Annotated in this window: 23 protein-coding genes; 18 read left to right on the top strand and 5 right to left on the bottom strand. The window is 72.6% G+C overall.

What is annotated here, in order from left to right; all coding sequences use genetic code 11:
• The first annotated feature begins 39 nt into the window (after nt 1-39).
• Both ftsH and folE read left to right on the top strand, forming a co-directional pair.
• Nucleotides 40-2,082: an ATP-dependent zinc metalloprotease FtsH gene (ftsH, locus tag LRS74_RS14655; protein ID WP_144382916.1), complete on the top strand. Its 2,043-nt coding sequence runs from the start codon at nt 40-42 to the stop codon at nt 2,080-2,082.
• A gap of 157 nt (nt 2,083-2,239) precedes the next feature.
• Nucleotides 2,240-2,845, top strand: a complete 606-nt coding sequence (folE, locus tag LRS74_RS14650) for a GTP cyclohydrolase I FolE (protein ID WP_144382915.1) — start codon at nt 2,240-2,242, stop codon at nt 2,843-2,845.
• 181 nt (nt 2,846-3,026) lie between these two features.
• Here the strand turns inward: folE and LRS74_RS14645 are convergent, their stop codons facing one another.
• Entirely contained in the window at nt 3,027-4,163 is a 1,137-nt protein-coding gene (locus LRS74_RS14645; RefSeq protein WP_277741413.1) for an alpha/beta hydrolase-fold protein, read from the bottom strand.
• Between the two features lie 147 nt (nt 4,164-4,310).
• Here LRS74_RS14645 and LRS74_RS14640 point away from each other — a divergent pair, with 147 nt between their 5' ends.
• The 6 genes from LRS74_RS14640 to LRS74_RS14615 all read left to right on the top strand — a co-directional run bounded on the left by LRS74_RS14640 (nt 4,311) and on the right by LRS74_RS14615 (nt 9,609).
• A complete protein-coding gene (locus tag LRS74_RS14640) occupies nt 4,311-6,158 on the top strand; it encodes a phosphatidylglycerol lysyltransferase domain-containing protein (protein ID WP_277741412.1) in 1,848 nt (615 codons plus the stop codon).
• Between the two features lie 323 nt (nt 6,159-6,481).
• On the top strand, nt 6,482-7,342 hold the full coding sequence (gene folP, locus LRS74_RS14635) for a dihydropteroate synthase (RefSeq protein WP_277741411.1): 861 nt from the start codon (nt 6,482-6,484) through the stop codon (nt 7,340-7,342).
• Nucleotides 7,339-7,767, top strand: coding sequence for a nuclear transport factor 2 family protein (locus tag LRS74_RS14630; protein WP_277741410.1), 429 nt, complete (start codon nt 7,339-7,341; stop codon nt 7,765-7,767). Before folP ends, LRS74_RS14630 begins: the two co-directional genes overlap by 4 nt.
• Nucleotides 7,768-8,034: 267 nt before the next feature.
• Entirely contained in the window at nt 8,035-8,394 is a 360-nt protein-coding gene (gene folB, locus LRS74_RS14625) for a dihydroneopterin aldolase (RefSeq protein ID WP_260867485.1), read from the top strand.
• Nucleotides 8,391-8,984, top strand: a complete 594-nt coding sequence (folK, locus tag LRS74_RS14620) for a 2-amino-4-hydroxy-6-hydroxymethyldihydropteridine diphosphokinase (RefSeq protein ID WP_277741408.1) — start codon at nt 8,391-8,393, stop codon at nt 8,982-8,984. The genes folB and folK overlap by 4 nt, the downstream gene beginning before the upstream one ends.
• 130 nt (nt 8,985-9,114) lie before the next feature.
• Nucleotides 9,115-9,609 (top strand): DUF3180 domain-containing protein, encoded by a 495-nt coding sequence (locus LRS74_RS14615; RefSeq protein WP_277741407.1) that lies wholly within the window; start codon nt 9,115-9,117, stop codon nt 9,607-9,609.
• Between the two features lie 700 nt (nt 9,610-10,309).
• On the opposite strand, the gene LRS74_RS14610 is transcribed toward LRS74_RS14615, so the two are convergent.
• On the bottom strand, nt 10,310-11,470 hold the full coding sequence (locus LRS74_RS14610) for a betaine/proline/choline family ABC transporter ATP-binding protein (RefSeq protein WP_277741406.1): 1,161 nt from the start codon (nt 11,468-11,470) through the stop codon (nt 10,310-10,312).
• A 113-nt stretch (nt 11,471-11,583) separates the two neighbouring features.
• On the opposite strand from LRS74_RS14610, the gene LRS74_RS14605 reads away from it, so the two are divergent.
• The 4 genes from LRS74_RS14605 (at nt 11,584) to LRS74_RS14590 (ending at nt 15,683) form a co-directional block, all read left to right on the top strand.
• Nucleotides 11,584-12,315, top strand: a complete 732-nt coding sequence (locus LRS74_RS14605) for an ABC transporter permease (RefSeq protein WP_277741405.1) — start codon at nt 11,584-11,586, stop codon at nt 12,313-12,315.
• Nucleotides 12,315-13,076 (top strand): ABC transporter permease, encoded by a 762-nt coding sequence (locus tag LRS74_RS14600; protein ID WP_277741404.1) that lies wholly within the window; start codon nt 12,315-12,317, stop codon nt 13,074-13,076. The genes LRS74_RS14605 and LRS74_RS14600 overlap by 1 nt, the downstream gene beginning before the upstream one ends.
• 155 nt (nt 13,077-13,231) lie before the next feature.
• A complete protein-coding gene (locus LRS74_RS14595; protein ID WP_277741403.1) occupies nt 13,232-14,221 on the top strand; it encodes an ABC transporter substrate-binding protein in 990 nt (329 codons plus the stop codon).
• A 94-nt stretch (nt 14,222-14,315) separates the two neighbouring features.
• Nucleotides 14,316-15,683: a hypothetical protein gene (locus LRS74_RS14590; RefSeq protein WP_277741402.1), complete on the top strand. Its 1,368-nt coding sequence runs from the start codon at nt 14,316-14,318 to the stop codon at nt 15,681-15,683.
• 52 nt (nt 15,684-15,735) lie between these two features.
• On the opposite strand, the gene LRS74_RS14585 is transcribed toward LRS74_RS14590, so the two are convergent.
• Both LRS74_RS14585 and LRS74_RS14580 read right to left on the bottom strand, forming a co-directional pair.
• Complete coding sequence (locus LRS74_RS14585; protein WP_277741401.1) at nt 15,736-16,878, bottom strand: NADH-quinone oxidoreductase subunit D; 1,143 nt, start codon at nt 16,876-16,878, stop codon at nt 15,736-15,738.
• 112 nt (nt 16,879-16,990) lie between these two features.
• Complete coding sequence (locus LRS74_RS14580) at nt 16,991-18,100, bottom strand: SAM-dependent methyltransferase (RefSeq protein WP_277744759.1); 1,110 nt, start codon at nt 18,098-18,100, stop codon at nt 16,991-16,993.
• 205 nt (nt 18,101-18,305) lie between these two features.
• On the opposite strand from LRS74_RS14580, the gene LRS74_RS14575 reads away from it, so the two are divergent.
• Nucleotides 18,306-19,502 (top strand): sensor histidine kinase, encoded by a 1,197-nt coding sequence (locus tag LRS74_RS14575; protein ID WP_277741400.1) that lies wholly within the window; start codon nt 18,306-18,308, stop codon nt 19,500-19,502.
• A 137-nt stretch (nt 19,503-19,639) separates the two neighbouring features.
• Nucleotides 19,640-20,344, top strand: a complete 705-nt coding sequence (locus LRS74_RS14570; protein WP_277741399.1) for a response regulator transcription factor — start codon at nt 19,640-19,642, stop codon at nt 20,342-20,344.
• Nucleotides 20,345-20,411: 67 nt separating this feature from the next.
• On the opposite strand, the gene LRS74_RS14565 is transcribed toward LRS74_RS14570, so the two are convergent.
• Nucleotides 20,412-21,494, bottom strand: coding sequence for a DUF5937 family protein (locus tag LRS74_RS14565; protein ID WP_277741398.1), 1,083 nt, complete (start codon nt 21,492-21,494; stop codon nt 20,412-20,414).
• Nucleotides 21,495-21,593: 99 nt separating this feature from the next.
• Here LRS74_RS14565 and LRS74_RS14560 point away from each other — a divergent pair, with 99 nt between their 5' ends.
• From LRS74_RS14560 to LRS74_RS14545, 4 genes are all read left to right on the top strand, one after another.
• Nucleotides 21,594-21,788, top strand: a complete 195-nt coding sequence (locus LRS74_RS14560; protein ID WP_277741397.1) for a hypothetical protein — start codon at nt 21,594-21,596, stop codon at nt 21,786-21,788.
• Between the two features lie 647 nt (nt 21,789-22,435).
• Nucleotides 22,436-23,341 carry a DUF2520 domain-containing protein gene (locus LRS74_RS14555; RefSeq protein ID WP_277741396.1) on the top strand — a complete coding sequence of 302 codons (906 nt, stop codon included), beginning with the start codon at nt 22,436-22,438 and terminating at the stop codon, nt 23,339-23,341.
• Nucleotides 23,338-24,384: a pantoate--beta-alanine ligase gene (panC, locus tag LRS74_RS14550; RefSeq protein WP_277741395.1), complete on the top strand. Its 1,047-nt coding sequence runs from the start codon at nt 23,338-23,340 to the stop codon at nt 24,382-24,384. Before LRS74_RS14555 ends, panC begins: the two co-directional genes overlap by 4 nt.
• Nucleotides 24,385-24,469: 85 nt before the next feature.
• Complete coding sequence (locus tag LRS74_RS14545; protein WP_277744758.1) at nt 24,470-26,260, top strand: L-aspartate oxidase; 1,791 nt, start codon at nt 24,470-24,472, stop codon at nt 26,258-26,260.
• Nucleotides 26,261-26,291: the final 31 nt, after the last annotated feature.

The raw sequence follows: 26,291 nt of genomic DNA, 5'->3' as shown, positions 1-26,291 counted from the left end.
ACTGTGGCAGGAGGGACGGGGCGGCACCGCCCCGTATGGATGGACGTGAAGCGCTACTTCCGTGGGCCGGTCATGTGGATCGTGCTGGCCGTCCTCGCCGTGGTCGTGTTGATGCAGGTCGTCGGCTCGTCCGGCGGCTACAAGTCGGTGGACACCAGCCAGGTCGTCGAAGCGATCGACAAGAACCGGGTCAAGTCGGCCGAACTGACCACCGGCGATGACCACAAGATCAAGATCAAGCTGAAGGACAACGCCCCCAAGATCGAGGGGAGCGACAAGCTCCAGGCCACCTACATCGGCGACCAGGGGCTGGAGGTCGCCAAGACCCTCCAGGCCAACGCCGAGAAGGGCCAGATCGAGGACGGCTACAACGTCACGACGTCGAAGCAGAACCCGTTCGTCGGGATTCTGCTCTCGCTGCTGCCCTTCGTGCTCATCGTCGTCGTCTTCCTGTTCCTGATGAATCAGATGCAGGGCGGCGGCTCCCGGGTCATGAACTTCGGCAAGTCCAAGGCGAAGCTGATCACCAAGGACACCCCGAAGACGACCTTCGCCGACGTCGCGGGCGCCGACGAGGCCGTCGAGGAGCTCCAGGAGATCAAGGAGTTCCTCCAGGAGCCGGCGAAGTTCCAGGCCGTCGGCGCCAAGATCCCCAAGGGCGTGCTGCTGTACGGCCCGCCCGGCACCGGTAAGACGCTGCTGGCGCGCGCCGTGGCCGGCGAGGCCGGGGTGCCGTTCTACTCGATCTCCGGCTCCGACTTCGTCGAGATGTTCGTGGGTGTCGGCGCCTCCCGGGTCCGCGACCTGTTCGAGCAGGCCAAGGCGAACGCCCCGGCGATCGTCTTCGTCGACGAGATCGACGCCGTCGGTCGCCACCGCGGCGCCGGCATGGGCGGCGGTCACGACGAGCGCGAGCAGACCCTGAACCAGCTGCTCGTCGAGATGGACGGCTTCGACGTCAAGGGTGGCGTGATCCTGATCGCCGCCACCAACCGCCCGGACATCCTGGACCCGGCGCTGCTGCGCCCCGGCCGCTTCGACCGGCAGATCGCCGTCGACCGCCCGGACATGCAGGGCCGCCTGGAGATCCTCAAGGTGCACCAGAAGGGCAAGCCGGTCGCCCCGGACGTCGACCTGTCGGCCGTCGCGCGGCGCACCCCCGGCTTCACCGGTGCCGATCTCTCCAACGTGCTGAACGAGGCCGCTCTGCTGACGGCCCGCAGTGACAAGAAGCTGATCGACAACCACTTCCTGGACGAGGCGATCGACCGCGTCGTGGCCGGCCCGCAGAAGCGGACCCGGATCATGAGCGACAAGGAGAAGAAGATCACCGCGTACCACGAGGGCGGTCACGCCCTGGTCGCGGCGGCCTCTCCCAACAGCGATCCGGTGCACAAGGTCACGATCCTCTCCCGCGGCCGCGCCCTGGGTTACACCATGGTCCTGCCGGACGAGGACAAGTACTCGACCACCCGCAACGAGATGCTCGACCAGCTCGCCTACATGATGGGCGGCCGCGCGGCCGAGGAGCTCGTCTTCCACGACCCGACCACGGGTGCCTCCAACGACATCGAGAAGGCGACCGCGACCGCCCGCGCGATGGTCACGCAGTACGGCATGACCGAGCGGCTCGGCGCGATCAAGTTCGGCTCCGACCACTCCGAGCCCTTCCTGGGCCGTGAGATGGCGCACCAGCGCGACTACTCCGAAGAGGTCGCCGCGCTGGTCGACGAGGAGGTCAAGAAGCTCATCGAGACGGCGCACAACGAGGCCTGGGAGATCCTGGTCGAGAACCGCGACGTGCTCGACAACCTGGTGCTGGCGCTCCTGGAGAAGGAGACCCTGAACAAGGAGGAGATCGCCGAGATCTTCGCCCCGGTGGTCAAGCGTCCGGCCCGCCCGGCGTGGACCGGCTCTTCGCGGCGCACCCCGTCGACGCGGCCGCCGGTCTCCTCGCCGAAGGAGCTGGCGCTCACCAACGGCGTCCAGCCGGCCTCGGCGGCCCTGGCCAAGAGCACCGCGTCGGAAGAGGGCGTGGGTGCGGGTCCGGACCGTCCCGAGGAGCCGGGCACCGAGGTCTGATCGCCACGCGATCGGCAAGGCCCACGGGCCATGAACAGACCGGGACGGATGGGGTCTATAGGCCCCATCCGCCCCGGAATGAATGCCGTGTCACCCAGGTTCTAGCCTGGTGACGCGGCATTCCGCATGTGTGACGCACGAGGAACGAGGCACCCCCATGACCGACCCGGTGACGCTGGATGGCGCGGACCCCATCGGTGTGTTCGACGAGAAGCGCGCGGAGAACGCGATCCGCGAGCTGCTGATGGCGGTCGGGGAGGACCCGGACCGAGAGGGGCTGCGGGAGACCCCGGCCCGCGTGGCGCGCGCGTACAAGGAGATCTTCGCCGGTCTGTGGCAGGAGCCCGAGGACGTCCTCACCACCACCTTCGACCTGGGCCATGACGAGATGGTGCTGGTCAAGGACATCGAGGTGTACAGCACCTGCGAGCACCACCTGGTGCCGTTCCACGGCGTGGCGCACGTCGGCTACATCCCGTCCCACGACGGGAAGATCACCGGCCTGTCCAAGCTGGCCCGCCTGGTCGACGTCTACGCCCGCCGTCCCCAGGTCCAGGAGCGGCTCACCACCCAGATCGCCGAGTCGCTGGTGCGGATCCTGGAGCCGCGCGGCGTGATCGTCGTCGTGGAGTGCGAGCACATGTGCATGTCGATGCGCGGCATCCGCAAGCCCGGCGCCAAGACCATCACCTCGGCGGTCCGCGGCCAGCTGCGCGACCCCGCCTCCCGGTCCGAGGCGATGAGCCTGATCATAGGGCGCTGAGCGGGCGCCGGCGGTGCCCCGCCGGCGGCGGCCGTGAGCCGTGTGGGCCGTGTGCCGGGCTCCACGACCACGACCACGACCACGACATACGACATACGACAGGCGAGCGGGCGGACCGGAGAGATCTCCGGTCCGCCCGCTCGCCTGTCCGCTCAGGCGTCCCGCCCCGCGAGGAAACGTTTTACTTGGGTGCCTCGACCCGGCCGCCCAGCCACTCCAGGCAACCGGCGATCTCGCGGTTCCAGGTGTTGAAGTTGTGGCCTCCGCTGTCCAGGATCATCGAGGAGATACGGGTCGGCTCGCCCCGGGCGTTGAGCGCCTTGGCCTTCTTGATGAACTTCATCGTGGCCTTGTAGTTCTTCTCGCCCTTCTTGCTGCTGGTGACCAGCAGCGACACCGGCGGGGCGGGGCGGTGGTCCAGCCGCCAGTGCAGGTTGTTCTCCTTCTCCAGCCGCTCGTCGCCGCCGAAGAGGTCGCCGGTGGTCGCGTCGTTCGGAGCCTTGTAGTGGGGCGAGAGCCCGGCGGCCGCGGAGAAGGCGTCCGGGTGGCGCATGGCCATCTTCAGGGCGCAGTAGCCGCCGGAGGAGTTGCCGATGACACCCCAGTTACGGGCCTCGGTGCCCACCCGGTAGTAGCCGCTGATGGCGCTGGGCACGTCCTCGGTGAAGAAGGTCTCGGTCTGCGGGCCCTTGGGCACGTCCATGCACTCGGTGTCGCGCGGCGGGGCGACCGTCGGCCGCATCATCACCAGCACCATCGGCTGCATCTTGTCCTGCCTGGCCAGCTTGTGCGCGGTCTGCGGGTACTTCAGGCCGTTGATCAGCGCCTCGGTGGTGCCCGGGTAGCCGGTCAGTACCAGCGCGGCGGGGAAACGCTTCTTGGCGTACTCCGGCTGGAAGTACTCCGGCGGCAGGTAGACGTACCCCGGGCTGGCGATGTCGGCCTTGGGGCCCTGCAGGGTGATCTTGTCGATCCGGCCCGCGACCCGCGGGTTGTTGGCGTTGGCCACGCTGATCCGCTTGGTGCCCACCACCTGCACCCGCTTGCTGGCGGGGGAGTCGTGGTCCACCACCACACCCGGGGTGGTCTCGGTGCCGAAGAGGTCGGCCCAGGAGCCGTAGAAGCCGAAGGACTGGTTGGCGTAGAGTCCGATCGCCGCGAAGATCGACAGCTGGCATATCAGCAGGGTTCCTATGCGGCCCAGTACAGCGCGTATGCTGCCGCCCGCTAGTCGCGGCCAAAGCCACACGGTGGCGGCGAACAGCAGCACCGCCACGAGGACGGAAAGCATCACGACCTTGGTGGCGGTGAGACCCATCACAATCTTTCTGGTCGGGCGGCTCGGACGTCCCCTCTGCCGCGCGATGGAACCCTAGCTGCCCCGGCGCCGTCTTGCAGGGCGCACATTGCCTAGGTACCGCGCCAAGGGGCGCGGATCCTCTCGACGGAGGCGGCGGGAAAGTACATGTCTGAGAAGCAAGATGGCGATAAGTCCGATGTGGTTCCCGGGCGGGCGCGGCGCCTGCTACGTGGGCCACGTCCGGAGGCCATCCCCACGGTCGTCGGCACCGCGTGCACGCTCATCGGACTGCTGAACCTTGCCTCCGGCGTCTTTCCCGGCTTCCGGCACAGCCGGTTCCGCGCCCTGGCGGAGGTTCTGCCGGGGGCGGTCAACCCCCTGGCCGCCGCCGGGTCGATCGTTGTCGGACTGTTGCTGTTGATGCTGGCGCACGGCCTCAAGCGGCGGAAGCGGCGGGCCTGGGCGGCCGCGGTGGCACTGCTGCCGGTCGGCGTGGCCGGGCAGTTGCTGTATCGGCACTCGGTCTGTGGCGCGGTCCTCTCGCTGGCCCTGCTGGCGCTGATGGTCTGGCACCGCAAGGAGTTCGCCGCGCTGCCGGACCCGCGCAGCCGCTGGAGGGCGCTGGCCAACTTCGTGCTGCTCGGCGGGGTCGGCCTGGGGCTCGGCTTCCTGATCGTCGACGCCCACCCGAGCAAGATCGTCGGCAACCCTTCCTTCCGTGACCAGCTTGAGCACGTGCTGTGGGGCCTGTTCGGCTTCGAGGGCCCGATCCGCTACACCGACGGCGCCGACTACACCGTCGGCTACTCCCTCGGCGCGCTCGGCCTGCTGACCGTCGCCACCACCGCGTACCTGGCCTTCCGGCCCGAGCACCCGGCCGCCCGGCTCACCCCGCAGGACGAGGAGCGGCTGCGCGCCCTGCTCGCCCAGCACGGCGGCCGCGACTCCCTCGGCTATTTCGCGCTCCGCCACGACAAGGGCGTGGTCTTCTCGCCCAGCGGCAAGGCCGCCGTCTGCTACCGCGTGGTCTCCGGCGTGATGCTCGCCAGCGGCGACCCGATCGGCGACGTGGAGGCGTGGCCCGGTGCCATCGAGCGCTTCATGGAGGAGGCTCGCGCCCACTCCTGGACCCCGGCCGTGGTCGGCTGCAGCGAGACCGGCGGCCATGTGTGGACCCGCGAGACCGGCCTGGACGCGCTGGAGCTGGGCGACGAGGCCATTGCCGACGTGCCGGCCTTCACCCTCTCCGGGCGCTCGATGCGCAACGTGCGGCAGATGGTCAAGCGCATCGAGCGCAACGGCTACGAGACCCGGGTGCGCCGGGTGCGCGACCTGGAGCCGGAGGAGCTGGAGCGCGTCCAGCGGGCCGCGAACGCCTGGCGCGACACCGAGACCGAGCGCGGCTTCTCCATGGCGCTGGGCCGGATCGACGCCGAGCGCGACGGCGACGCCGTCATCGCCACCGCGCACAAGGCGCCGGAGGAGGGCGAGGCGCCCACCCCGTACGGCGATCTGAAGGCCATGCAGCACTTCGTGCCCTGGGGCGAAGACGGCATCTCGCTGGAGCTGATGCGTCGCGACCGCTCCGCCGACCCGGGCATGAACGAGCTGCTCATCGTCGCCACCCTGCAAGCCGGCACCGGGCTCGGGATCAAGCAGGTCTCGCTCAACTTCGCGATGTTCCGCTCCGCCCTGGCGCGTGGCGAGAAGCTGGGCGCCGGCCCGGTGCTGCGCGGTTGGCGCGGTCTGCTGATCTTCCTCTCCCGCTGGTTCCAGATCGAGTCGCTGTACAAGTTCAACGCCAAGTTCCAGCCGCGCTGGGAGCCGCGCTTCGTGGTCTTCCGCAACAGCCGCGACCTGCCCCGCATCGGCTTCGCCATGATGCAGGCCGAGGGCTTCGTCTCGCTCGCCCTGCCCCGCCTGCTGCGCCGCGGCAAGGCCGCCGAGCCCAAGCCGTGCGCCCACCTCGACGCGGGGCCGGTGCGGCAGCACGAGGTGGAGCGCGTGGCCTGACCGCCTCCCGGCGAGGGGCCGTCGACTACGGGGGTGGCCCGCCCCGGGGTCTTGTACGGGGGTGGCCCACCCCGGGGGCCTGGCGGGGTCACCGATCCCACGGGTCTCCGCCGGTTCGGCACCGCCGGGCCGCGCGTTTCGGCTGTTCGCCGTGGCGGCGGGATGGGGATGGGGGTCGGGCTGATCGTGTCGCTGCCGGGGGTCTCGTGGGCTCGGAGGCGCCTCCGGCGCCGCTCTCCGCCCAGGGCCGCGACGCCGGGGTCACACGGGGTGGGCCACCCCGTCACGACGACCCCTCGCCGGGAGGCGCCTAGGCTGGGGGCATGAGTACGTTGCGTGGTCGGACCGGACCGGCGGGGCTGCCGCAGTGGGATCGGTGCGCGGTGATGGGCGTCGTCAATGTGACCCCCGATTCGTTCTCCGACGGCGGCCAGTGGTTCGACACCGAGCTCGCCGTCAAGCACGGCCTGGAGCTGATGCGGGCCGGGGCCGACCTGGTGGACGTGGGCGGTGAGTCGACCCGGCCGGGCGCCCCGCGCGTGGACGAGGTCGAGGAGCTGCGCCGCGTCATCCCCGTGGTGCGGGAGCTGGCGGCGGCCGGGGCCGTGGTCAGCGTCGACACCACGCGCGCCGCGGTCGCCGAGCGGGCCGTGGAGGCCGGCGCCGCGCTGGTCAACGACGTCAGCGGGGGCCGCGCCGACCCGGCGATGGTGCCGCTGGTGGCGGCCGCCCGGGTGCCGTTCGTGGTCATGCACTGGCGCGGCCAGTCCCTCGACATGAACAACCGTGCCGTCTACACGGACGTGGTCGCCGAGGTCCTCGCGGAGCTGCGCACCAGCCTGGACGCGGCGGTCGCCGGCGGTATCGAGCCGGACCGGATCATCGTCGACCCGGGCCTCGGCTTCGCCAAGAACGCCGAGCACGACCTGGCGCTGGTCGCGCACCTGGCCCGGCTGCGTGCTCTGGGGCACCCGCTGCTGGTCGCGGCCTCCCGCAAGCGGTTCCTGGGTCGGGTGCTGGCCGACGGCGAGAACGCCCTGCCGCCCGCGCGGGAGCGGGACGCGGCCACCGCCGCCGTCTCCGCCATCGCCGCTCGGGAGGGCGCCTGGGCGGTGCGGGTGCACGAGGTGCGGGCGAGTGCGGACGCGGTGCGGGTGGCTCGTGCCGTCGAGGGAGCGGTGTGACTTCCGTAACCGACAGCGAGCAGGTGGAGCAGGCGAACACCGCGCTCTACGAGGCGATGGAGCGCGGCGACCACGCCGCGATGGAGCGGCTCTGGCTGCACGGGGACGTCTCCTGTGTGCACCCGGGGTGGCCGGTGCTGCGCGGCCGTGGCGAAGTGCTCCGTTCCTACGCGCTGATCATGGCGAACACGGAGTACATCCAGTTCTTCCTCACCGACGTCGAGGTGTCGGTCTCCGCCGACACCGCCCTGGTGACCTGCACCGAGAACATCCTCAGCGGCGCCCCGGCGGAGGAGGAGGGCCAGCTGGGGCCGCTCATCGGCCAGCTGGTGGTGGCCACGAATGTGTTCCAACGCACACCGGAGGGGTGGAAGCTGTGGTCGCACCACGGCTCGCCGGTGCTGGCGGAGAACGAGGAGGAGTGAGCCGGGGCGGTGGCGAGGGACCGTCAGCGGGGTGACGACGTCCACTCGTTCGAGTCGGTTGGCACCGGGGTAGGGAGTGGTTCACAAGGGCGTGGGCAAGCGCGGCGAGGATGCTCCCACCCACCCGCGGTGGCGGCTCAGCGCGCCCCCGTGCGTGAGGGTTGTCGGCGCTCGCAGGTAGATTCGATTGGTGGGTGGTGCGTCGGCGCCGTTCGGTGCGCGCCCGCAACCGACGATCAGCAGGGACGACCGGCAGGAGTGATTCGGGTGGATCGTGTCGCGCTGCGCGGCCTCAGGGCCCGCGGTCACCACGGTGTCTTCGCGCAGGAGCGCGAGCAGGGCCAGACCTTCGTCGTGGACCTGGTGCTGGGCCTGGACACCCGCCCCGCCGCCGCCGGTGACGACCTCACCAAGACCGTGCACTACGGGATCGTCGCGGAGGAGGTCGTGGGCCTGGTGCGCGGGGAGCCGGTCGACCTCATCGAGACGCTCGCCGAGCGGATCGCCGCCCTGTGTCTCAAGTACGACGTGGTACGGGAAGTGGAGGTGACCGTGCACAAGCCGGACGCACCGATCACCGTGCCCTTCGACGACGTGTCCATCACCATCACCCGGAGCCGAGTATGAGCAGCAGCGACCCGACCGTGCAGCCCGTCCCCTCCTCCGTGGTGGAACAGGTGGACGCGGCGGATGTGACCCTGAGCAACCCCAAGCGAGCCGTGATCTCCATCGGCAGCAACCTCGGCAACCGGCTGGAGACCCTCCAGGGCGCCGTGGACGCGCTGGAGGACACCCCCGGCCTGCGGGTCAAAGCGGTCTCCCCGGTGTACGAGACGGAGCCGTGGGGCGTGGAGCCCGGTGCGCAGCCGTCGTACTTCAACGCCGTGGTCCTGATCAAGACCACGCTGCCGCCGTCCTCGCTGCTGGAGCGCGGCCACGCGATCGAAGAGGCGTTCGAGCGGGTGCGGGACGAGCGCTGGGGGCCGCGCACCCTGGACGTGGACATCGTCGCCTACCAGGACGTCGTCCTCGAGGACCCCGAGCTCACCCTGCCGCACCCGCGCGCCCACGAGCGCGCCTTCGTGCTGGTGCCGTGGCACGACGTCGACCCGGAGGCCGAGGTGCCGGGCCGCGGCGCGGTCACCGAGCTGCTGGCGGCCGTCGGCAGCGAGGGCGTGGTGGCACGGGCCGACCTGGAGCTGCGGCTGCCGGAGTAGGCGGTAGTTTCGGGGGCAGTGGCACGAAGGGGACGCCGCGCGCCTCGCGGCGGGCGGCGTCGGACGCCGTGCCGTGCACACGGGTGAGTACGCGCAGGCGTACGACGGGAATGTGAGGGGCGACTGCTCGGTGAGCCAACTTCGGATCAGGGTGCTGCTCGGGCTGTTCATCGTGGCCGGCGTCATCTCCTGGGCGGGCGCCCGGCTGTGGGACTCCGTCGGCACACTGCCCAGCGTGCCGGTGGCCGCGCCCATCGTGCTGGCGCTCATCGCCGTGGTCCTCTTCGCCACCGCCCTCTCCCTGCGCGCCCGGCTGAAGGCCCAGCGTGAGCGGCGCCCCGGCGCCAAGGGCGTCGACCCGCTGGTCGCCGCCCGGGCCGTGGTCTTCGGCCATGCGAGCGCCCTCGTCTCCGCCCTCGTCGCCGGGCTCTACGGCGGCATCGGCGTCTTCCTCCTCACCGACCAGCTCGACGTTCCGGCCCGCCGCGACCAGGCCATCTACGCCGGTGCCTCGGTCGTCGCTGCCGCCGCGGTGATCGCCGCGGCGTTCTTCCTGGAGCGGGTGTGCAAGCTTCCGGAGGACGAGGACAACGGCGGCCCCGGAGCGGCAGCCACCTCCCGGTGAGGGGCCGTCGATCAGGGGTGGCCCACCCCTGACCTCGGGCGAGGGTTGAGCCGGGTTCGGTATGGCCGCGCCGCGCCGTGGGGGCGCCGTCTCCCTGGCTACGAGGGTGGAGCTCCGGGTCCTTGCGGTGGGTCCGGCACCGCCGGTCCGCGCCGTCTGGGCTGCGGGCCGTTGCGGCGGGATGAGAACGCGAGGGTTGAGCCGGTTCGGTATCGTCGCGCCGCGCCGTGGGGGCGCCGTCTCCCTGGCTACGAGGGTGGAGATCCGGATCCTTGCGGTGGGTCCAGCACCGCCGTCCGCCCGTCTGGGCTGCGGGCCGTTGCGGCGGGATGAGAACGCGAGGGTTGAGCCGGTTCGGTATGGCCGCGCCGCGCCGTGGGGGCGCCGTCTCCCTGGCTACGAGGGTGGAGCTCCGGGTCCTTGCGGTGGGTCCGGCACCGCCGGTCCGCGCCGTCTGGGCTGCGCGCCGTCGCGGCGGGATGAGAACGCGAGGGTTGAGCCGGTTCGGTATGGCCGCGCCGCGCCGTGGGGGCGCCGTCTCCCTGGCTACGAGGGTGGAGCTCCGGATCCTTGCGGTGGGTCCGGCACCGCCGGTCCGCCCGTCTGGGCTGCGCGCCGTCGCGGCGGGATGAAAGCGGCGGAGTCCGGCGGTGCCGAACCGGCGCGGGCCCCTGGGGAGGGGCGCCGCCGGGGTGGGCCCTCAGATCCGGGAGACGGTCACCACGTCCACATCCCCGCGCGGGAGCGCGTTGGCGTCGGCGTCGATCGAGCGCCGCAGCGCCTCGTGCAGCCGGGCCGGGGTGAGGACGCCGAGGAAGCGGTCGCCGTCGGTGACGGCTATCCAGCCGGCGTCGTGCTGGAGCATGGTGCTGAACGCCTGCTTGAGCGAGGAGCCGACGGGCAGCCATGCCTCCATGCGGCGGGCGTGGTCCCGGACCGTCCCGGCGCCGCCCGAAGCGGCGGCCTCGGCGGAGATCCAGCCGTGCAGGCCGTCCGCGTCGTCCAGCACCACGGCCCAGCGGGCGGAGTCGTCGGCGAGCCGGGCGGCGGCCTTCGGGAGCGGGTCGTCGAGGTGGACGACCGGCGGCTGCTCCAGGTCGCCGGGTTCGATGGGGGTGACGGACAGCCGCTTGAGCCCGCGGTCCGCGCCGACGAAGTCGGCGACGTAGGGGGTGGCGGGGGCGCCCAGCACCGTCGCGGGCGGGTCGAACTGCTCGATCCGCCCCGCGCCGTAGACCGCGATCCGGTCGCCCAGCCGCACCGCCTCCTCGATGTCGTGCGTGACGAAGAGCACCGTCTTGCGGACCTGGGACTGGAGCCGCAGGAACTCGGTCTGCAGATGCTCGCGGACCACCGGGTCGACCGCGCCGAAGGGCTCGTCCATCAGCAGCACCGGCGGGTCGGCGGCCAGCGCGCGGGCCACCCCGACCCGCTGCCGCTGGCCGCCGGAGAGCTGGTCCGGGTAGCGGTCCCCGTAGACGGAGGGGTCCAGCCCCACCAGGTCCAGAAGCTCGGCGGCGCGCTCGCGGCCCTTGCGGCGCTGCCAGCCCAGCAGGTGCGGGACGGTCGCGGTGTTCTCCAACACCGTCTTGTGCGGGAAGAGGCCGACCTGCTGGATGACGTAGCCGATGCGGCGGCGCAGGGCGACCGGGTCGACCGTGGCGATGTCCTCGCCGTCCAGGAAGATCTGGCCGCTGGTCGGCTCGATCAGCCGGTTGACCATCTTCATGGTGGTGGTCTTGCCGCAGCCGGACGGTCCGACGAGCGTGACCAGCTCGCCCTCCGCGACCTCGAAGGACAGGTCGTCCACCGCGGTCGTTCCGTCGGCGTAGCGCTTGGTGACGTGCTCGAATCGGATCATGACTCCCCATTGTGGCCCCATGGGCGGCCGGAAATGTTGCCGTTGTGTGGCGGGCGACGGTCATTGTCGGCGCCCGGGGTTAGGGTCGATCGAATTGACGGGGAGGTGAGCCGGTGGCGGACCAGAACTGCCTGATCGCCAACGACTGGGTCTGTGGCGAGTATGTGCGTACGCGCAGCGAGGAGTTGACCGACGCGACGCTCCAACATGTGGGCATCACCCTCGCGTCGGTGTCGATCGGCCTGCTGGTCGCCTTTCCGCTGGCCCTGTTGGCCCGCCGCTGGCGGGTGGTGGCGGGCCCGCTGCTGAGTCTGACGACGATTCTCTATACGGTGCCGTCGCTGGCGATGTTCTCGCTGCTGCTGCCGGTCTTCGGGATTTCGGCGGCCGTCGTGGTGACCGGCCTGGTGCTGTATTCGCTCACCATCCTGGTGCGGAACATCCTGGCGGGCCTGGCGGCGGTGCCCGAAGAAGCGCGCGAGGCCGCGCGCGGTATGGGGTACGGGCCGCTGCGGCTGCTCTTCGGCGTGGAACTGCCGCTGGCCCTGCCCGCCCTGATGGCGGGTCTGCGGATCACCACCGTCTCCACCATCTCGCTCACCACGGTCGGCGCGATCGTCGGTTACGGCGGCCTCGGCAATCTCATTTACGAGGGTATGCGCAGCTTCTTCAAGGCGCAGGTGCTCACCGCCTCGGTGCTCTGCGTGGCGCTCGCCGTGGTGGCGGATCTGCTGCTGCTCGGCGCCCAGCGGCTGTTGACGCCCTGGACGCGCGGGAGCCGGCGGGCGGGGAAGCGTGGCGCGGCACGGGTGCGGGCGCGCGAAGCGGGGAAGGCGGCGGTCTGATGGGCGTCATCGGCGAGACATGGACATGGCTGACCACCGCGGCCCACTGGTCCGGTGGCGACGGTGTGTGGCATCGGCTCGGCCAGCACCTGTATCTGACGGTGGTCTCCCTGGCGATCTCCTGCGGCGTCGCGCTGCCCGTCGCGGTGCTGCTCGGCCACCTCGGCAAGGGCGGCACGGTCGCGATCAACATCTCCAACGCGGGCCGCGCGGTGCCCACCTTCGCCGTGCTGGTCCTGCTGCTGCTCAGCCCGCTGGGGCGACACGGGGACTGGCCGGTGATCCTGGCGCTGGTGCTGTTCGCCGTCCCGCCGCTGCTGACCAACGCGTACGTCGGCATGCGCGAGGTGGACCGCCAGGTCGTCGAGGCGGCGCGCGGCATGGGGATGACGGGAGCTCAGCTGGTCGGCCGGGTCGAGCTGCCGCTCGCCTTCCCGCTGATCATGACCGGGGTGCGCACGGCGGCGGTGCAGGTCGTGGCGACCGCGACGCTCGCCGCGCTGCCCGGCGGCGGCGGTCTCGGCCGCATCATCACCGCCGGCTTCCGGCTCACCGACACCCCGCAGGTGGTCGCCGGGGCGGTGCTGGTCGCCGCGCTCGCGCTGCTGGTCGAGGGCGCGCTGGTGCTCCTGGAGCGGGTGCTGGACCCCATGCGGCGGCGCGGTCGGCGGCAGGCCCGCGCGCTGCGCGCCCGACCGGGCGGCGGGGACGGACCCTCGCCCGCCGATGTCGTCAAGCCGGTGGGCGCGGGCGCCGGCTGAGCCCCGTACCCGCCCGTCGCGCCTCGCCGCCGCTCCCCATCCGCCCGTCGCCCCCGCCCCTCGCCGCCCGCCTGCCCGTCGCGCCCCGTCGCCGTGTCTCGTCGGCCGGGCGCAACACCCCACCGATGTGACCGATGTGATGGAGATGGAGACACATGACCACGACCCCGCGTAGAACGCGCATCCCTCGCACGGCCACTCGCACCGTGCTGGCCGCGGCCGGTGCCGCGGTGCTCGCCGTCGGGCTGACGGCGTGCGGTGGAGAGAGCCTGGAGGAGTCCGGCGGCGGCTCGGGCGGCTCCGGTGAGAAGGGCTCGCTGGTGGTGGGCTCCGCCTCCTTCACCGAGTCCAAGATCCTCGCCGAGATGTACGCGGCGGCTTTGGAGGACGCCGGGTACGAGGTCTCCATCAAGACCGTCGACGCCCGCGAGCTGTATGCGCCGGCCCTGGAGAAGGGGCAGATCGACGTCGTTCCGGAGTACGCGGCCACGCTCGCGGAATTCCTCAACCAGAAGGAGAACGGACCGGACGCCGAGCCCGTCGCCTCCTCCGATCCCGAGGCCACCGTGAAGGCGCTCAGGAAGCTCGCCGGGGAGCGTGGGCTCAAGGTCCTGGAGCCGGGCAAGGCGGTCGACCAGAACGCCTTCGCGGTGAGCGAGGACTTCGCCGCGGAGCACAACCTCAAAACCCTCTCCGACTTGGGGAAATCCAAGCAGAAGATCAGGCTCGCGGCGGGCGACGAATGCCCGAGGCGACCGTTCTGCCAGCCGGGCCTGGAGAAGACCTACGGCATCGACATCACCGGCATCGACCCGCTGGACGTCAACAGCACCCAGGCCAAGCAGGCGGTCAAGGACGGAAAGGACCAGATGCTGCTGACGATCACCACCGACGCCACGCTGGCCCAGTTCGGCCTCGTCGTACTTGAAGACGACAAACATCTGCAGAACGCGGACAACGTGCTGCCGGTGGTGAATGCGAAGTCCGCCGGGGCGAAGGACATCGAGGACGCACTGGACAAGGTCACGAGAACCCTGACCACCGCGGATCTCGCCGAACTCAACAAGAAGGTGGACTCCGAGCGGCTCAAGCCGGACGATGTCGCGGAGGAGTACCTCAAGGACAAGGGGCTGTTGCAGAACTAGCCACACGCTAATCGCCGAGAGAATCGCGAATTTCACCGAGGAGTTTGGCGGGGCGAGCCCCCAAGGCGACCCTACGCACGGTAAGTTTCAGGCCATGCCACGTGGACGCCACCGCCAAGCCCCACCCCTGCACAGGCTTCTTCCCCCGACGTCGGTCGCAGCCGCTTCCATAGCCTGCGCCGCCGGTGCCTGGCTGGCCGGTGAGGTGACGGTGGTACGTGGGCTCGCCGCGGCCGCGAGCGCGGCCGCGGTCGTCGGCGCGGTCCTGCTGCGCCGGTGGGACCGCGCCGCCGGTAAGCGGGTCGCCGAGCTGGCGAAGGCGCGGGCGCGTGAGGAGTGGCGGGCCGAAGAGCGCATGGCGGAGCTGGAGGCGGACGTCGAGGAGGCGCGCGAGGCGCGTGCCGCCCTCAACGGCAAGTTGCGCGCCAAACGGGCCGAGCTGGCCCGGCTGCGCAACGAGCACGCCGAGCTGCTGCGCCGCTATGCCACCGCGGAGACCGAGCGCGCCCGCGCGCTGGAGGGCCGTCGCCAGCTGGCCCTGGGCGTGACCGACGACGCCGACCCGGACGACCTCGACGGCAGCGTCGGCGTCGATGACATCGATGCTGCCGAGCGTGTCGCCGACCTCCTGTCGAGTGCTGTGCTGAGCGCGGAGCTCTATCGGCGCGCCGACGCGGCCCTGCGCCGGTTGGAGGAGCAGGAGTGGGTCGTCGAGCGGGCGGAGCAGCCTCTGCTGCCGGAGCCCGCGCGTCCGCTGGATTCGGCGGGTGCGCGGGAGCTGACCGACGCGGCGGCGTCGGCGCGGTCGGTCGACGCGGCGGAGCCGGCGGAGTCGGTCGAGCTCGTCGAGTCCGCGGAGCCCGTCGAGTCGGTCGAGCCCGTCGAGCTCATCAAGTCGGCGGAGCCCGTCGAGCCGGCGGAGCTTGTCGAGTCTGCCGAGCTCGTCGAGTCCGCCGAGCCCGTCGAGGCGGCGGAGCTCGTGGCGGAGGCCGGGACCGAGCCGTCGACGGCGGCCGTCGAGCCTGCGGCGGGCGTGGAGAGCGAGGACAGTGAGTCGGCGGCGGCGGAGCCGGCGTCCGCCGCGCGGCCGGCGCCCGAGCCCGACGACGAGGAGCGGCCGACGCGGGCGCACGCCCGTACGGTGGCCTCTGCGGTGGTGCCGTACGCCGCGGCCCGCCGGACGGCCTCTCGGGTCGAGGGCGGCTTCGACTTCTTCGGAAACCAGAAGCAGGGTCCGCAGGCCAAGGCGGCTGCCGAGTCCGTAGCGGCGGCCGAACCGGCCGGGGCGGCGGCCGAGGAGGACCTGGCCGATGTGGTCGGCGCGGAGGCGCTGGCGGTTGCCGAGGCCGAGGCCGCCGCGCAGGCCGAGGACCGTCGGGACGCGGACGAGATCATCGACCTGACCGCCCACGACGAGACCGAGCAGATCGACGTCGCGCAGCTGCGCAGCGCGATCTCGTAGCGCGCCCACGGCGGGCACGCCTTCGCGTCGGCGACGCCGACGACGGCATGGACTACTTGTCGATGTCGCCGACGACGAAGAACATCGAGCCGAGGATCGCCACCATGTCCGCGACCAGGGTGCCCGGCAGCATCTCGGTGAGCGCCTGGATGTTGTTGTACGACGCGGAGCGCAGCTTGAGCCGGTACGGGGTCTTCTCGCCCTTCGAGACGAGGTAGTACCCGTTGAGGCCGAGCGGGTTCTCCGTCCAGGCATAGGTGTGGCCCTCGGGCGCCTTGAGCACCTTCGGCAGCCGCTGGTTGATCGGCCCGGGCGGCAGCTCCGCGAGCCGGTCCAGGCAGGCGTTGGCCAGGTCGAGCGAGTTGTGGGTCTGCTCCAGCAGGCACTCGAAGCGGGCCAGGCAGTCGCCCTCCTCGCGCACCACCACCGTGAGGGCGTCCTGCAGCTCCCCGTACGCCAGGTACGGTTCGTCCCGCCGCAGATCGAAGTCGACCCCCGAGGCGCGGGCGATCGGCCCGCTCACCCCGTACGCGTGCACCGCCTCGCGGCTCAGGACGCCGACGCCGCGCGTACGGCCGCGGAAGATCTCGTTGCCGAGGACCAGCCGGTCGTACACGTCCATCCGCGACCGCACCTCGGCCACCGACTGCCGCGCCCGACCCAGCCAGCCCGCGGGCAGGTCCTCCTTGAGCCCGCCGACCCGGTTGAACATGTAGTGCATGCGGCCGCCGGAGATCTCCTCCATGACGTGCTGGAGGTGCTCCCGCTCGTGGAAGGCGTGGAAGATCGGCGTGATGCCGCCCAGCTCCAGCGGGTACGAGCCGAGGAACATCAGGTGGTTCAGCATCCGGTTCAGCTCGGCGAGCAGGGTGCGGGTCCACACCGCGCGCTCGGGCACCTCCATGCCCAGCATCCGCTCCACGGCCAGCACCACGCCCAGCTCGTTGGAGAAGGCCGACAGCCAGTCGTGGCGGTTGGCGAGCATGATGATCTGGCGGTAGTCGCGCGCCTCGAACAGCTTCTCGGCGCCGCGGTGCATATAGCCGATCACCGGCTCGGCGTGCTGGATGCGCTCCCCGTCCAGCACCAGGCGGAGGCGCAGCACACCGTGGGTGGACGGGTGCTGCGGCCCGATGTTCAGCACCATGTCGGTGCTCTCCGCGGCGCCGCCGATGCCGACTGTCGTCTCCGTCATGGACACAGTCTGTCAGCTTGCTCCGGAGGCCCTTCCTCCGCACGGGGGCCGCGGGGGCGGGGCCTACGGTCCGTGCCCGAGGGGGTGGGTTCCGTGGTCGGCCGGGCGCCGCTCAGCCGGGGTGCCCCTGCCGTCCCGGGGCCGCTCCCGCACCGCCGCCGTCCCCGATCCGGCCGTCGGGCGGCAGCACCCGCGCGCAGGCGCTCCCCACCGGCTGGAGCAGCCAGGTGAACGCGCCCAGACCCGACGGGTCGGTCAGCTCCGCGGCCTCACCGGTCGCGGACAGCGCCCGGAGGTAGGCCGCCGGGTCGCTCGACGCCAGGGTCAGCGGCGGTCGTCGGGCGCTGACGCCCAGCGCCCGCAGCGCGTCCCGCTGGCTCCACCATGCGGCCGGCCCGGCCCCCGCAGCCTCGGCCGCCGCCGCACAGGCGTCCAGCGCCACATGGGCGGTGAGGTCGCAGCCGCCGTCCGGCACGGGGTGGACCTCCCGGCCGTCGCGGAAGCCGGTGAGGGTGCCGAAGGGCGGTCGGGCCGCCAGCTCGTGCGCGTAGTCCACCGCGACGGCGAGGCCGGCGGTCAGGGCGCCCACGGCCCCGGCCCAGGCGGCGTCGCGCGGGTGGCCGATCTCGGCGCGCAGTCCGGGTTCGGCACGCGGTCCGGGTTCGGGGCGCGGTCCGGGTTCGGGGCGCAGTCCGGGTTCGGCGCCGGGCAGCGGCCACCAACGGGCCAGCCAGCGGGCGTCCGCGCCGGCGACCGGGGCGCCCAGCCGCTCGGTCCCGTCCGGGGCGACCAGCACCTGGCGGGGCACCCCGTGCGCATCGGTCTCCACGACGTCCACCGGGACGTTGTCCAGCCACTCGTTCGCGAACAGCAGGCCGCGCACGGCGGCCGGCGGCTCGCTCCGCCAGGCGATACGGGGGTCGAGCCCCGCCGGGCGGTCGGCCCGCTCCACCGCGCAGGCCCGCAGCCGCCCGGCCAGGTCCGCGCGCGCCGCACTCGGCTCCGCCGTCCCTTCCAGCGCCGCCAGGACCCCCGTCAGCAGCTCGCCGCGGCCCGCGCCCACGTCGACCAGGGCCAGCTCGTCCGGGTGGTCAAGCGCCGCGTCGACCCGGACCAGCAGCTCCGCGACCGCCCGTGCGAACAGGGGTGAGGCGTGCACGGAGGTGCGGAAGTGTCCCGCCGGGCCCTCGGGCCTTCGGAAGAACCCCGCGGGTCCGTACAGCGCCTCCTCCGTGGCCGCGCGCCAGCCGCGCCACGGACCGCCACGCCCGCCACCGTCGTCGCTGCCACCACTGTCTTCACGCCACTGACTCGCCACCCGTTCACGCTATGCGTTCCGGCGTCCACCTTGGGGAGTAGGCCCCGGTAGCAGGGATCGATCGTCCGGCTGACCCATGCACCTATCAGGCGTGCCTACGCTGGGTGACGTGCAGCGCCTCTATGACTTCCTCCGCAGGCACCCGACCAGGGTGGACAGCTTCTGGGCTCTCCTCCTGCTCGGGCTGGCCGCGCTGTGGGTGGCCCAAGCCGACATCAGCTCGTCGGCCCGGATCGCGGCCGTGCCGATCTCGATGGCGCTGTCCACCGCCATAGCCCTGCGCCGCCGAGCCCCCGAGAAGATGCTGGTGCTGGTCACCGCCTGCGGGCTGGCTCAGCTGGCGTGCGACGTGCCGAGCAACCCGGCCGACTTCGCCATGCTGGTGATCATCTACACCGTCGCGGCCGACGGCGCCCGCTGGGCCTCCCGCTTCGCCCTCGGCGCCGGACTGATCGCCCCCGCCATCTCGGGCCTGCGCTGGCCGGAGGAGAGGTACAGCGCCTGGCAGACGACCGTCGTCCTGGTCTTCATCACCATCCCCTTCGTGCTCGCCTGGGTGCTCGGCGACTCCATCCGCACCCGCCGCGCCTACTACGCCCAGCTGGAGGAGCGCGCCACCCGGCTGGAGAGGGAGCGCGAGGAGCGCTCGAAGATGGCCGTCCAGGCCGAGCGGGCCCGGATAGCCCGCGAGCTGCACGACGTGGTCGCGCACAACGTGTCGGTGATGGTGGTCCAGGCCGACGGCGCCGCCTATGTCCTCGACAACGCCCCCGACCAGGCCAAGCAGGCCCTGGAGACGATCTCCGGTACCGGCCGGCAGGCGCTCGCCGAGATGCGCCGGCTGCTGGGGGTGCTGCGCACCGGCGAGCCGGACGACAGCAACGACTACGTCCCGCAGCCCGATGTCCAGCAGATCGACGACCTCATCGAGCAGGTGCGCGGCGCCGGACTGCCGGTCGACTTCAAGGTCGAGGGCAGTCCGCGCCCGCTGCCCAGCGGCGTGGAGCTGACCGCCTACCGCATCGTGCAGGAGGCGCTCACCAACACCCGCAAGCACGGCGGCCCGGACGTCGGCGCCAGCGTCCGCATCACGTACTTCGACGACGGCCTGGGGCTGCTGGTCGAGGACGACGGCCGGGGCGCGCGGCGCGAGATGTACGAGGAGGGCGGCGCCGACGGCCAGGGGCACGGGCTGATCGGTATGCGGGAGCGGGTCGGCATGGTCGGCGGAACGCTGGACGCGGGGCCGCGCCCTGGTGGAGGCTTCCGCATCAGCGTGCTGCTGCCGCTCAAGCCGGCCCGCTGACGCTTCCCCGGCGGCGAGCCCGCGACGCAGACCCACCGACCCCACCGACCCGACCGACCCCGCAGACCCAGCGAACGCAGCAGACTTCCCGAAGTCCCTCAGCAGGCAACAGGCAACAGGCACAGGAAAGGGATCCGATGGCGATCCGTGTGATGCTCGTCGACGACCAGGTGCTTCTCCGTACCGGTTTCCGCATGGTGCTGGCCGCCCAGCCCGATATGGAGGTCGTCGCCGAGGCGGGGGACGGCGCGGAGGCCATCGAGGTGCTGCGCGGCTCCGCCGTCGACGTGATCCTCATGGACATCCGCATGCCGCGGCTGGACGGGGTGGAGGCCACCCGCCGCATCTGCGCGGCCGAGGGCGCGCCGAAGGTGCTGATCCTCACCACCTTCGACCTCGACGAGTACGCGTTCTCCGCGCTCAAGGCGGGGGCCAGCGGCTTCATGCTCAAGGACGTGCCGCCGGGCGAGCTGCTGGCCGCGATCCGCGCGGTGCACAGCGGCGACGCGGTCGTGGCGCCCAGCACCACCCGGCGGCTGCTGGACCGCTTCGCGCCGATGCTGCCCAGCACCGGCGGCTCCGCCGGCGTCGGCGGCGGGGGGAACGCGGGCGGGACGCAGCTGGAGCGGCTGACCGCGCGGGAGCGCGAGGTGATGCTGCTGGTCGCCCAGGGACTGTCGAACGGTGAGATCGCCACCCGGCTGGTGCTCTCCGAGGCCACCGTGAAGACCCATGTGGGCCGCATCCTCACCAAGCTGGAGCTGCGCGACCGGGTGCAGGTGGTGGTGCTCGCCTACGAGACCGGACTGGTCCGGGCCGGGGGCGGCGGCCTCCCCGGCTAGTCGCGACGTCACCGACCTGCCGTTTCCCCGACGTCGGCTGACGCCGACCGCCACCTGAAGGGCGTGCTCAGCGCAGCACGCTCTCCAGGAAGTCGCTGCCCAGCCGCGTCACCACCGACAGGTCCAGCTCGTGCAGCACATACCGGCCGCGCCGCCGGGCCCGCACCAGCCCCGCCTTCTTCAGCACCGCGACATGGCGCGACACCTCCGGCGCGCTGATCCCGTACGCCTCCGCGAGCTCGCCCGTGGTGTGCGCGCCGCGTGCCATCGAACGGCACAGCCGCATCCGCATCGGGTGCGCGAGCGCCTCCAGCCGCGCCTGCACCAGCCGTGCCGCGGCCGGCGCGGGCAGTTCCGGCGAGGCCACCGGGTACTGCACCACGGGGCGCCAGCCGGGGGCGTGCACCACCAGCAGATGGGGCCAGCCGAAGGCCGTCGGGATGAAGGTGATGCCCTCGCCGGAGGCCGTGGTGTGCCCCGCCGCGAGCTTGTCGACCAGGATGCGGCCGTTCTCCTCGTCCAGGCTCAGCGCCGCCGAGGTCGCGGCCAGTGCCCCCGCCAGCCCCTTGTGCCGCAACAGCTCCGCCTTGTGTCGGGCGTCGGCCGCCAGCTGTACCCGCACCCGCTGCCAGGTGTCCCCGAAGAACGCCTGCTCACAGTCCTCGAACAGGCGCCGCAGCCATACCCGCAGCCCCTCCGGGTCCTCCAGCATCCGGTCCACGAACGCCGCCTGCCGCGGCCCGCGCGCCGCGGCCTGCTCCCGGGTACGGGCCCGCTGTTCGGCGTCCACCAGCGGCGACGGCGTGCAGCGGGTGTACGACGCCGAACAGCTGATCTCGAACGCCGCGGCCACGAACGCCTCGTCCTCGATCCGGTCCAAAGCGTCCAGGTCCTCCGCGAGCGTGGCGCCCGGCGTCGCGGGCAGCAGCAGATCCGAACGCGTGGACCGCCACAGGAAGTCCGCCTCGTGCAGCCGGTCGGCCAGCTCCGGCTTCAGACACGCCGTCGTCGCCGTGACCCACGCGTGCAGCCCCGGATGGTGCCCCGGCTCCGCCAACGCATGCAGCGCTGCGCCCAGCTCGGCGAGCGGCGAGGGGCTGAACACGATCCGCTCCGGAGGCAGCCCGGCGATCTCTATGACGTTGGCCATGACCTCATCGTGCCTGCGTACGCCGGGTTTCGGTGATCATTTGACGGTCCTCGTCAACTGACGTGCCAGCCCCCGGCCGACGGCCGCACGGTGATCCACATGTCCATCACCCAGCAGCACATCCTCGACGCCTACCGCTCCACCCAGCGCGGCGAGCCCGCCCCGCCCGCCCCCGGTACCGCCGACCGACGCCCGGTGCGCCCCCGTTCCTCCCTCGCCCGAACCCTCACCGCCTGGCGCGCCGCCCTCACCCGCCGCCCCCGGACGCTCGCGGGCCGCGAGACCTGCTCCTGACGCCCCCTGACGACGGCCATCCGCGGCTGGTCGTGGGGCGGCATGGTGCTCGGTTGGCTGTCGGCTTTCGTCTCGCGCCTTCGGCGCACAGCGGCGGCAGCGGATAGGGGAGGGGCCGCCTGGGCGCCGTGGCCGTCTGTCGGTCGGTGGTCCATGCCCCGGTCTGTTGCCGGGTCCCGGCGCCGACGGTTATGCCTCGCAGACTCCCTTGACCTGGTACTTGCTCAGCATCAAGCAATTCTGTGAAGGCATTTCTGTCTCCCGGGAAAGACGTCCCGCAGTCCGCCGCCATGCGGAGTCTCACCGTTCCGACGCGGTCCCCACGCCCGCCCCCACTCGGCGGCAGCCGGCGATGGCGATCAGGCCGCCCCTCCCTCCCCGTTGCGGCATTCTCTGCGCCGAAGGCGCGAGACGAAGGCCGCACTCGGCAGAGCACCATGCCGCCCCGCGGCGCGTCGCCGCCCGCACCTGCCCGCCCGCACCTGCCCACCCACACATAGCCGCCCGCACATGGCCCCGTCCCCCCCCACCCGGCCGCCCGCCAGGGCAGAAGGGCATCGGGCGGCACTCGCGTAGCATGGCGAGGAATCGTCCGGTACCCGCCGCGGACTGGAACGGAAGGCCCCCGCCGCGTGAACGCACACCCCATGAACGAGCCGCAGGACCGCCCGGCACGGCTGACCGTCGGCGTGGTCGGCGCGGGCCGCGTCGGCCCGGCGTTGGCGGCCGCGCTGCGGATGGCCGGACACCGGCCGGTGGCGGCCTCGGGCGTCTCGGACGCCTCGGTCCGTAGGGCGGCCGCGTTGCTGCCCGAGGTGCCGCTGGTGGAGCCGGCAGAGGTGCTGGCGCGGGCGGAGCTGGTGCTCCTCACGGTCCCCGACGACGCGCTGCCGGGGCTGGTCTCGGGGCTCGCCGAGACCGGGGCGGTACGCCCGGGACAGCTGATCGTGCACGCCTCGGGCCGGTACGGCACGGCCGTGCTGGACCCCGCGCGGCGCGCGGGCGCCCTGCCGTTGGCGCTGCACCCCGCGATGACGTTCACCGGCTCCCCGGTGGACGTGCAGCGGCTGGCGGGCTGCCCCTTCGGGGTGACCGCGCCGGAGGAGCTGCGGCTCGCCGCGGAGGCGCTGGTCATCGAGATGGGTGGCGAGCCGGAGTGGATCGAGGAGGAGGCGCGCCCGCTCTACCACGCGGCGCTTACCATCGGCGCCAACCACCTGGTCACCCTGGTCGCCCAGTCGATGGAGCTGCTGCGTACCGCCGGAGTCGAGGCCCCCGGCCGCATGCTCGGCCCGCTGCTGGGCGCCGCTCTCGACAACGCGCTGCGCAGCGGCGACGCGGCGCTGACCGGACCGGTCGCCCGCGGTGACGCGGGCACGGTGGCCGCGCACGTCGCCGAGCTGCGCGCGCACGCGCCGCAGAGCGTGGCGGCGTACCTGGCGATGGCCCGGGCCACCGCGGACCGGGCGCTCGCCAATGGACTGCTGAAGCCGGAGTTGGCGGAGGACCTCCTGGGCGTCCTCTCGGACCCTGGAGTGGGAGGGGCGGTATGAGCCCGAAGCTGTGGAACAAGGCCCGACCGGGAGAGCCCGACGTGGAGCTGTTCACCGACCGTACGGACTTCGACGCGGCCCTCGCGCACTTCGCGATGCCGGGGCGCACCGCCGTCGTGATGACCATGGGCGCGCTGCACGAGGGACACGCCTCCCTGATCCGCGCCGCCCGTGCCCGCGTCGGCGCCAAGGGTCTGGTGACGGTCACCGTCTTCGTCAATCCGCTGCAGTTCGGGGCGGGCGAGGACCTCGACCGCTACCCGCGCACCCTCGACGCCGACCTCACCGTCGCCGCCGCGGCCGGCGCGGACATCGTCTTCGCGCCCTCGGTGGAGGAGGTCTACCCCGGCGGCGAACCGCACGTGCGGCTCACCGCCGGGCCGATGGGGGAGCGCTACGAGGGCGCCTCCCGTCCCGGTCACTTCGACGGGATGCTCACCGTCGTCGCCAAGCTGCTCCACCTCACCCGCCCCGACGTGGCCTTCTTCGGTGAGAAGGACGCCCAGCAGCTGGCCCTGATCCGCCGCATGGTCCGCGACCTCAACTTCCCCGTCGAGGTGGTCGGGGTGCCGACCGTGCGGGAGGGTGACGGGCTGGCGCTCTCCAGCCGCAACCGCTACCTGTCCGGGCCGGAGCGCGGCACCGCCCTGGCGCTGTCCCGAGCCCTGTTCGCCGCCCGCGACGCGGGACTGCTCGCCGCCAGGAACGCGTCCGGCGCCGCGGCCGGCGACGACCCCGACTTCACGGACTTCGCGGAAGGGAACACCGAGCCGGGCGCGGCCGCGCGGGTCGCGTCACCGCGGGCCGTACGGGACGCGGCGGCCGCCGTGCTCGCCGAGGCGGCGGCGGCCGAACCGCCGCTGACCCTGGACTACCTCGGGCTCATCGACCCGTCGGACTTCACCGAGGCACCCGACGACCACCGCGGTGAGGCCGTGCTCGCCGTCGCCGCCAAGGTGGGCACCACCCGCCTGATCGACAACATCCGACTGGACTTCGGACCCCGACCCGGCTCGGGCGCCGCGCCCGGAACGACCCTGTGAGGCGACGCCCGTGACCTCCCCCACCCCCGCGATACCGTCCCAGGACAGCCGCGTTCCGCACCACCGGGCCCCCTACGGACCGGCCCTGCACGCCCCCGCGCCCGGCTGGGCCGTCGACGCCGATGTGGTGGTCGTGGGCTCCGGCGTGGCCGGACTGACCGTGGCGCTGCGCTGCGCGGCCGCCGGACGGAAGGTCGCGGTCGTCACCAAGGCCCGCCTCGACGACGGCTCCACCCGCTGGGCGCAGGGCGGCATAGCGGCCGCGCTCGGCGACGGCGACACCCCCGAGCAACACCTCGACGACACGCTGGTGGCCGGCGCCGGGCTGTGCGACGAGGAGGCCGTGCGACTGCTGGTCACCGAGGGCCCCGACGCCGTACGCCGGCTGATCGCCACCGGCGCCCGGTTCGACACCGACGCGGAGAGCGGCGAGATCCTGCTGACCCGCGAGGGCGGCCACCACCGCAACCGCATCGCGCACGCGGGCGGCGACGCCACCGGCGCGGAGATCTCCCGCGCGCTGGTCGCGGCGGTCCGCGACGCCGGCATCGAAACGGTGGAGAACGCGCTCGTCCTGGACCTGATCAAGGACGCGGAGGGCCGGGCGGCGGGCGTCACCCTGCACGTCATGGGCGAGGGCCAGCGGGACGGCGTGGGCGCCGTACACGCCCCCGCGGTGGTGCTGGCCACCGGCGGCATGGGGCAGGTCTTCTCCGCCACCACCAACCCCGCCGTCTCCACCGGCGACGGGGTGGCGCTGGCGCTGCGCGCCGGGGCCGAGGTGAGCGACCTGGAGTTCGTCCAGTTCCACCCGACGGTGCTGTGGCTGGGCCCGGACGCCGAGGGGCAGCAGCCGCTGGTCTCCGAGGCGGTGCGCGGCGAGGGCGCCCACCTCGTGGACGCCGACGGCGTGCGCTTCATGCAGGGCCGGCACGAACTGGCCGAGCTGGCGCCGCGCGACATCGTGGCCAAGGGCATCATGCAGCGGATGCAGGAGCAGGGCGCCGAGCACATGTACCTGGACGCCCGGCACTTCGGCGCCGAGATGTGGGAGCACCGTTTCCCCACCATCCTCGCCGCCTGCCGCGCGCACGGCATCGACCCGGTCACCCAACCCATCCCCGTGGCGCCGGCCGCCCACTACGCCAGCGGCGGGGTCCGCACCGACCTGCGCGGCCGCACCACGGTCCGCGGCCTCTACGCCTGCGGCGAGGTCGCCTGCACCGGCGTCCACGGCGCCAACCGCCTGGCCTCCAACTCGCTGCTGGAGGGCCTGGTCTTCGCCGAGCGCATCGCCGCCGACATCACCACCGAGTCGGCCCCCTGGACGCCTCCCACCGACGGCTTCCCCGTCCCTGAAGAGGGCGCGGGGGCGGAGCACACCACCCCCACGGCGGGAGAGCCGACAACCCGCCCGGCAGGGGCACCGCACCCGGCAGGGGCATCGCACCCCGCGGGGGCCCCGCTCCTCGCCTCCGAGGCCCGCTACACCATCCAGCGCATCATGACGAGAGGCGCCGGAGTCCTCCGCTCCGCGGAGTCCCTCGCCCGTGCCGCGGAGCGGCTGAACGCCGTCCACCAGGAAGCCACGGCGCAGCTGTGGCGAGACGGCAAGACCGCCGAGCCCGGCGTGGAGACCTGGGAGGCCACCAACCTGCTGCTCGTCGCGCGGGTGCTGGTCGCCGCCGCCCGCCGCCGTGAGGAGACGCGCGGCTGCCACTGGCGGGAGGACCGTCCGGACCGCGACGACGTCGCGTGGCGCCGCCACCTGCTCGTGACCCTGCTCCCGGACGGCACGCTCGACGTCCGTACGACAGACTCTTCGGACTTCCCCCGAAGCACCGCCCCCCGAGCCGAGACGGAGCCGCAGCCGTGAGCAGTACCCCTGGCACCCCCCACCACGACGA

Origin of the sequence: Streptomyces sp. LX-29 (assembly GCF_029541745.1) — a bacterium.
GTDB lineage: Bacteria > Actinomycetota > Actinomycetes > Streptomycetales > Streptomycetaceae > Streptomyces.
This window is presented reverse-complemented; position numbering and strand designations above follow the sequence as displayed.

Excerpts from the sequence above, each read along its gene's own strand:
- folK (WP_277741408.1), top strand. The coding sequence starts at position 8,391 with ATGAGCAGCAGCGACCCGACCGTGCAGCCCGTCCCCTCCTCCGTGGTG.
- LRS74_RS14645 (WP_277741413.1), bottom strand. The coding sequence starts at position 4,163 with ATGGGTCTCACCGCCACCAAGGTCGTGATGCTTTCCGTCCTCGTGGCG.
- LRS74_RS14560 (WP_277741397.1), top strand. The coding sequence starts at position 21,594 with ATGTCCATCACCCAGCAGCACATCCTCGACGCCTACCGCTCCACCCAG.
- ftsH (WP_144382916.1), top strand. The coding sequence starts at position 40 with ATGGACGTGAAGCGCTACTTCCGTGGGCCGGTCATGTGGATCGTGCTG.
- folP (WP_277741411.1), top strand. The coding sequence starts at position 6,482 with ATGAGTACGTTGCGTGGTCGGACCGGACCGGCGGGGCTGCCGCAGTGG.
- LRS74_RS14640 (WP_277741412.1), top strand. The coding sequence starts at position 4,311 with ATGTCTGAGAAGCAAGATGGCGATAAGTCCGATGTGGTTCCCGGGCGG.
- panC (WP_277741395.1), top strand. The coding sequence starts at position 23,338 with ATGAGCCCGAAGCTGTGGAACAAGGCCCGACCGGGAGAGCCCGACGTG.
- LRS74_RS14590 (WP_277741402.1), top strand. The coding sequence starts at position 14,316 with ATGCCACGTGGACGCCACCGCCAAGCCCCACCCCTGCACAGGCTTCTT.
- LRS74_RS14600 (WP_277741404.1), top strand. The coding sequence starts at position 12,315 with ATGGGCGTCATCGGCGAGACATGGACATGGCTGACCACCGCGGCCCAC.
- LRS74_RS14565 (WP_277741398.1), bottom strand. The coding sequence starts at position 21,494 with ATGGCCAACGTCATAGAGATCGCCGGGCTGCCTCCGGAGCGGATCGTG.
- folE (WP_144382915.1), top strand. The coding sequence starts at position 2,240 with ATGACCGACCCGGTGACGCTGGATGGCGCGGACCCCATCGGTGTGTTC.
- LRS74_RS14610 (WP_277741406.1), bottom strand. The coding sequence starts at position 11,470 with ATGATCCGATTCGAGCACGTCACCAAGCGCTACGCCGACGGAACGACC.
- LRS74_RS14555 (WP_277741396.1), top strand. The coding sequence starts at position 22,436 with ATGAACGAGCCGCAGGACCGCCCGGCACGGCTGACCGTCGGCGTGGTC.
- LRS74_RS14585 (WP_277741401.1), bottom strand. The coding sequence starts at position 16,878 with ATGACGGAGACGACAGTCGGCATCGGCGGCGCCGCGGAGAGCACCGAC.
- LRS74_RS14570 (WP_277741399.1), top strand. The coding sequence starts at position 19,640 with ATGGCGATCCGTGTGATGCTCGTCGACGACCAGGTGCTTCTCCGTACC.
- LRS74_RS14595 (WP_277741403.1), top strand. The coding sequence starts at position 13,232 with ATGACCACGACCCCGCGTAGAACGCGCATCCCTCGCACGGCCACTCGC.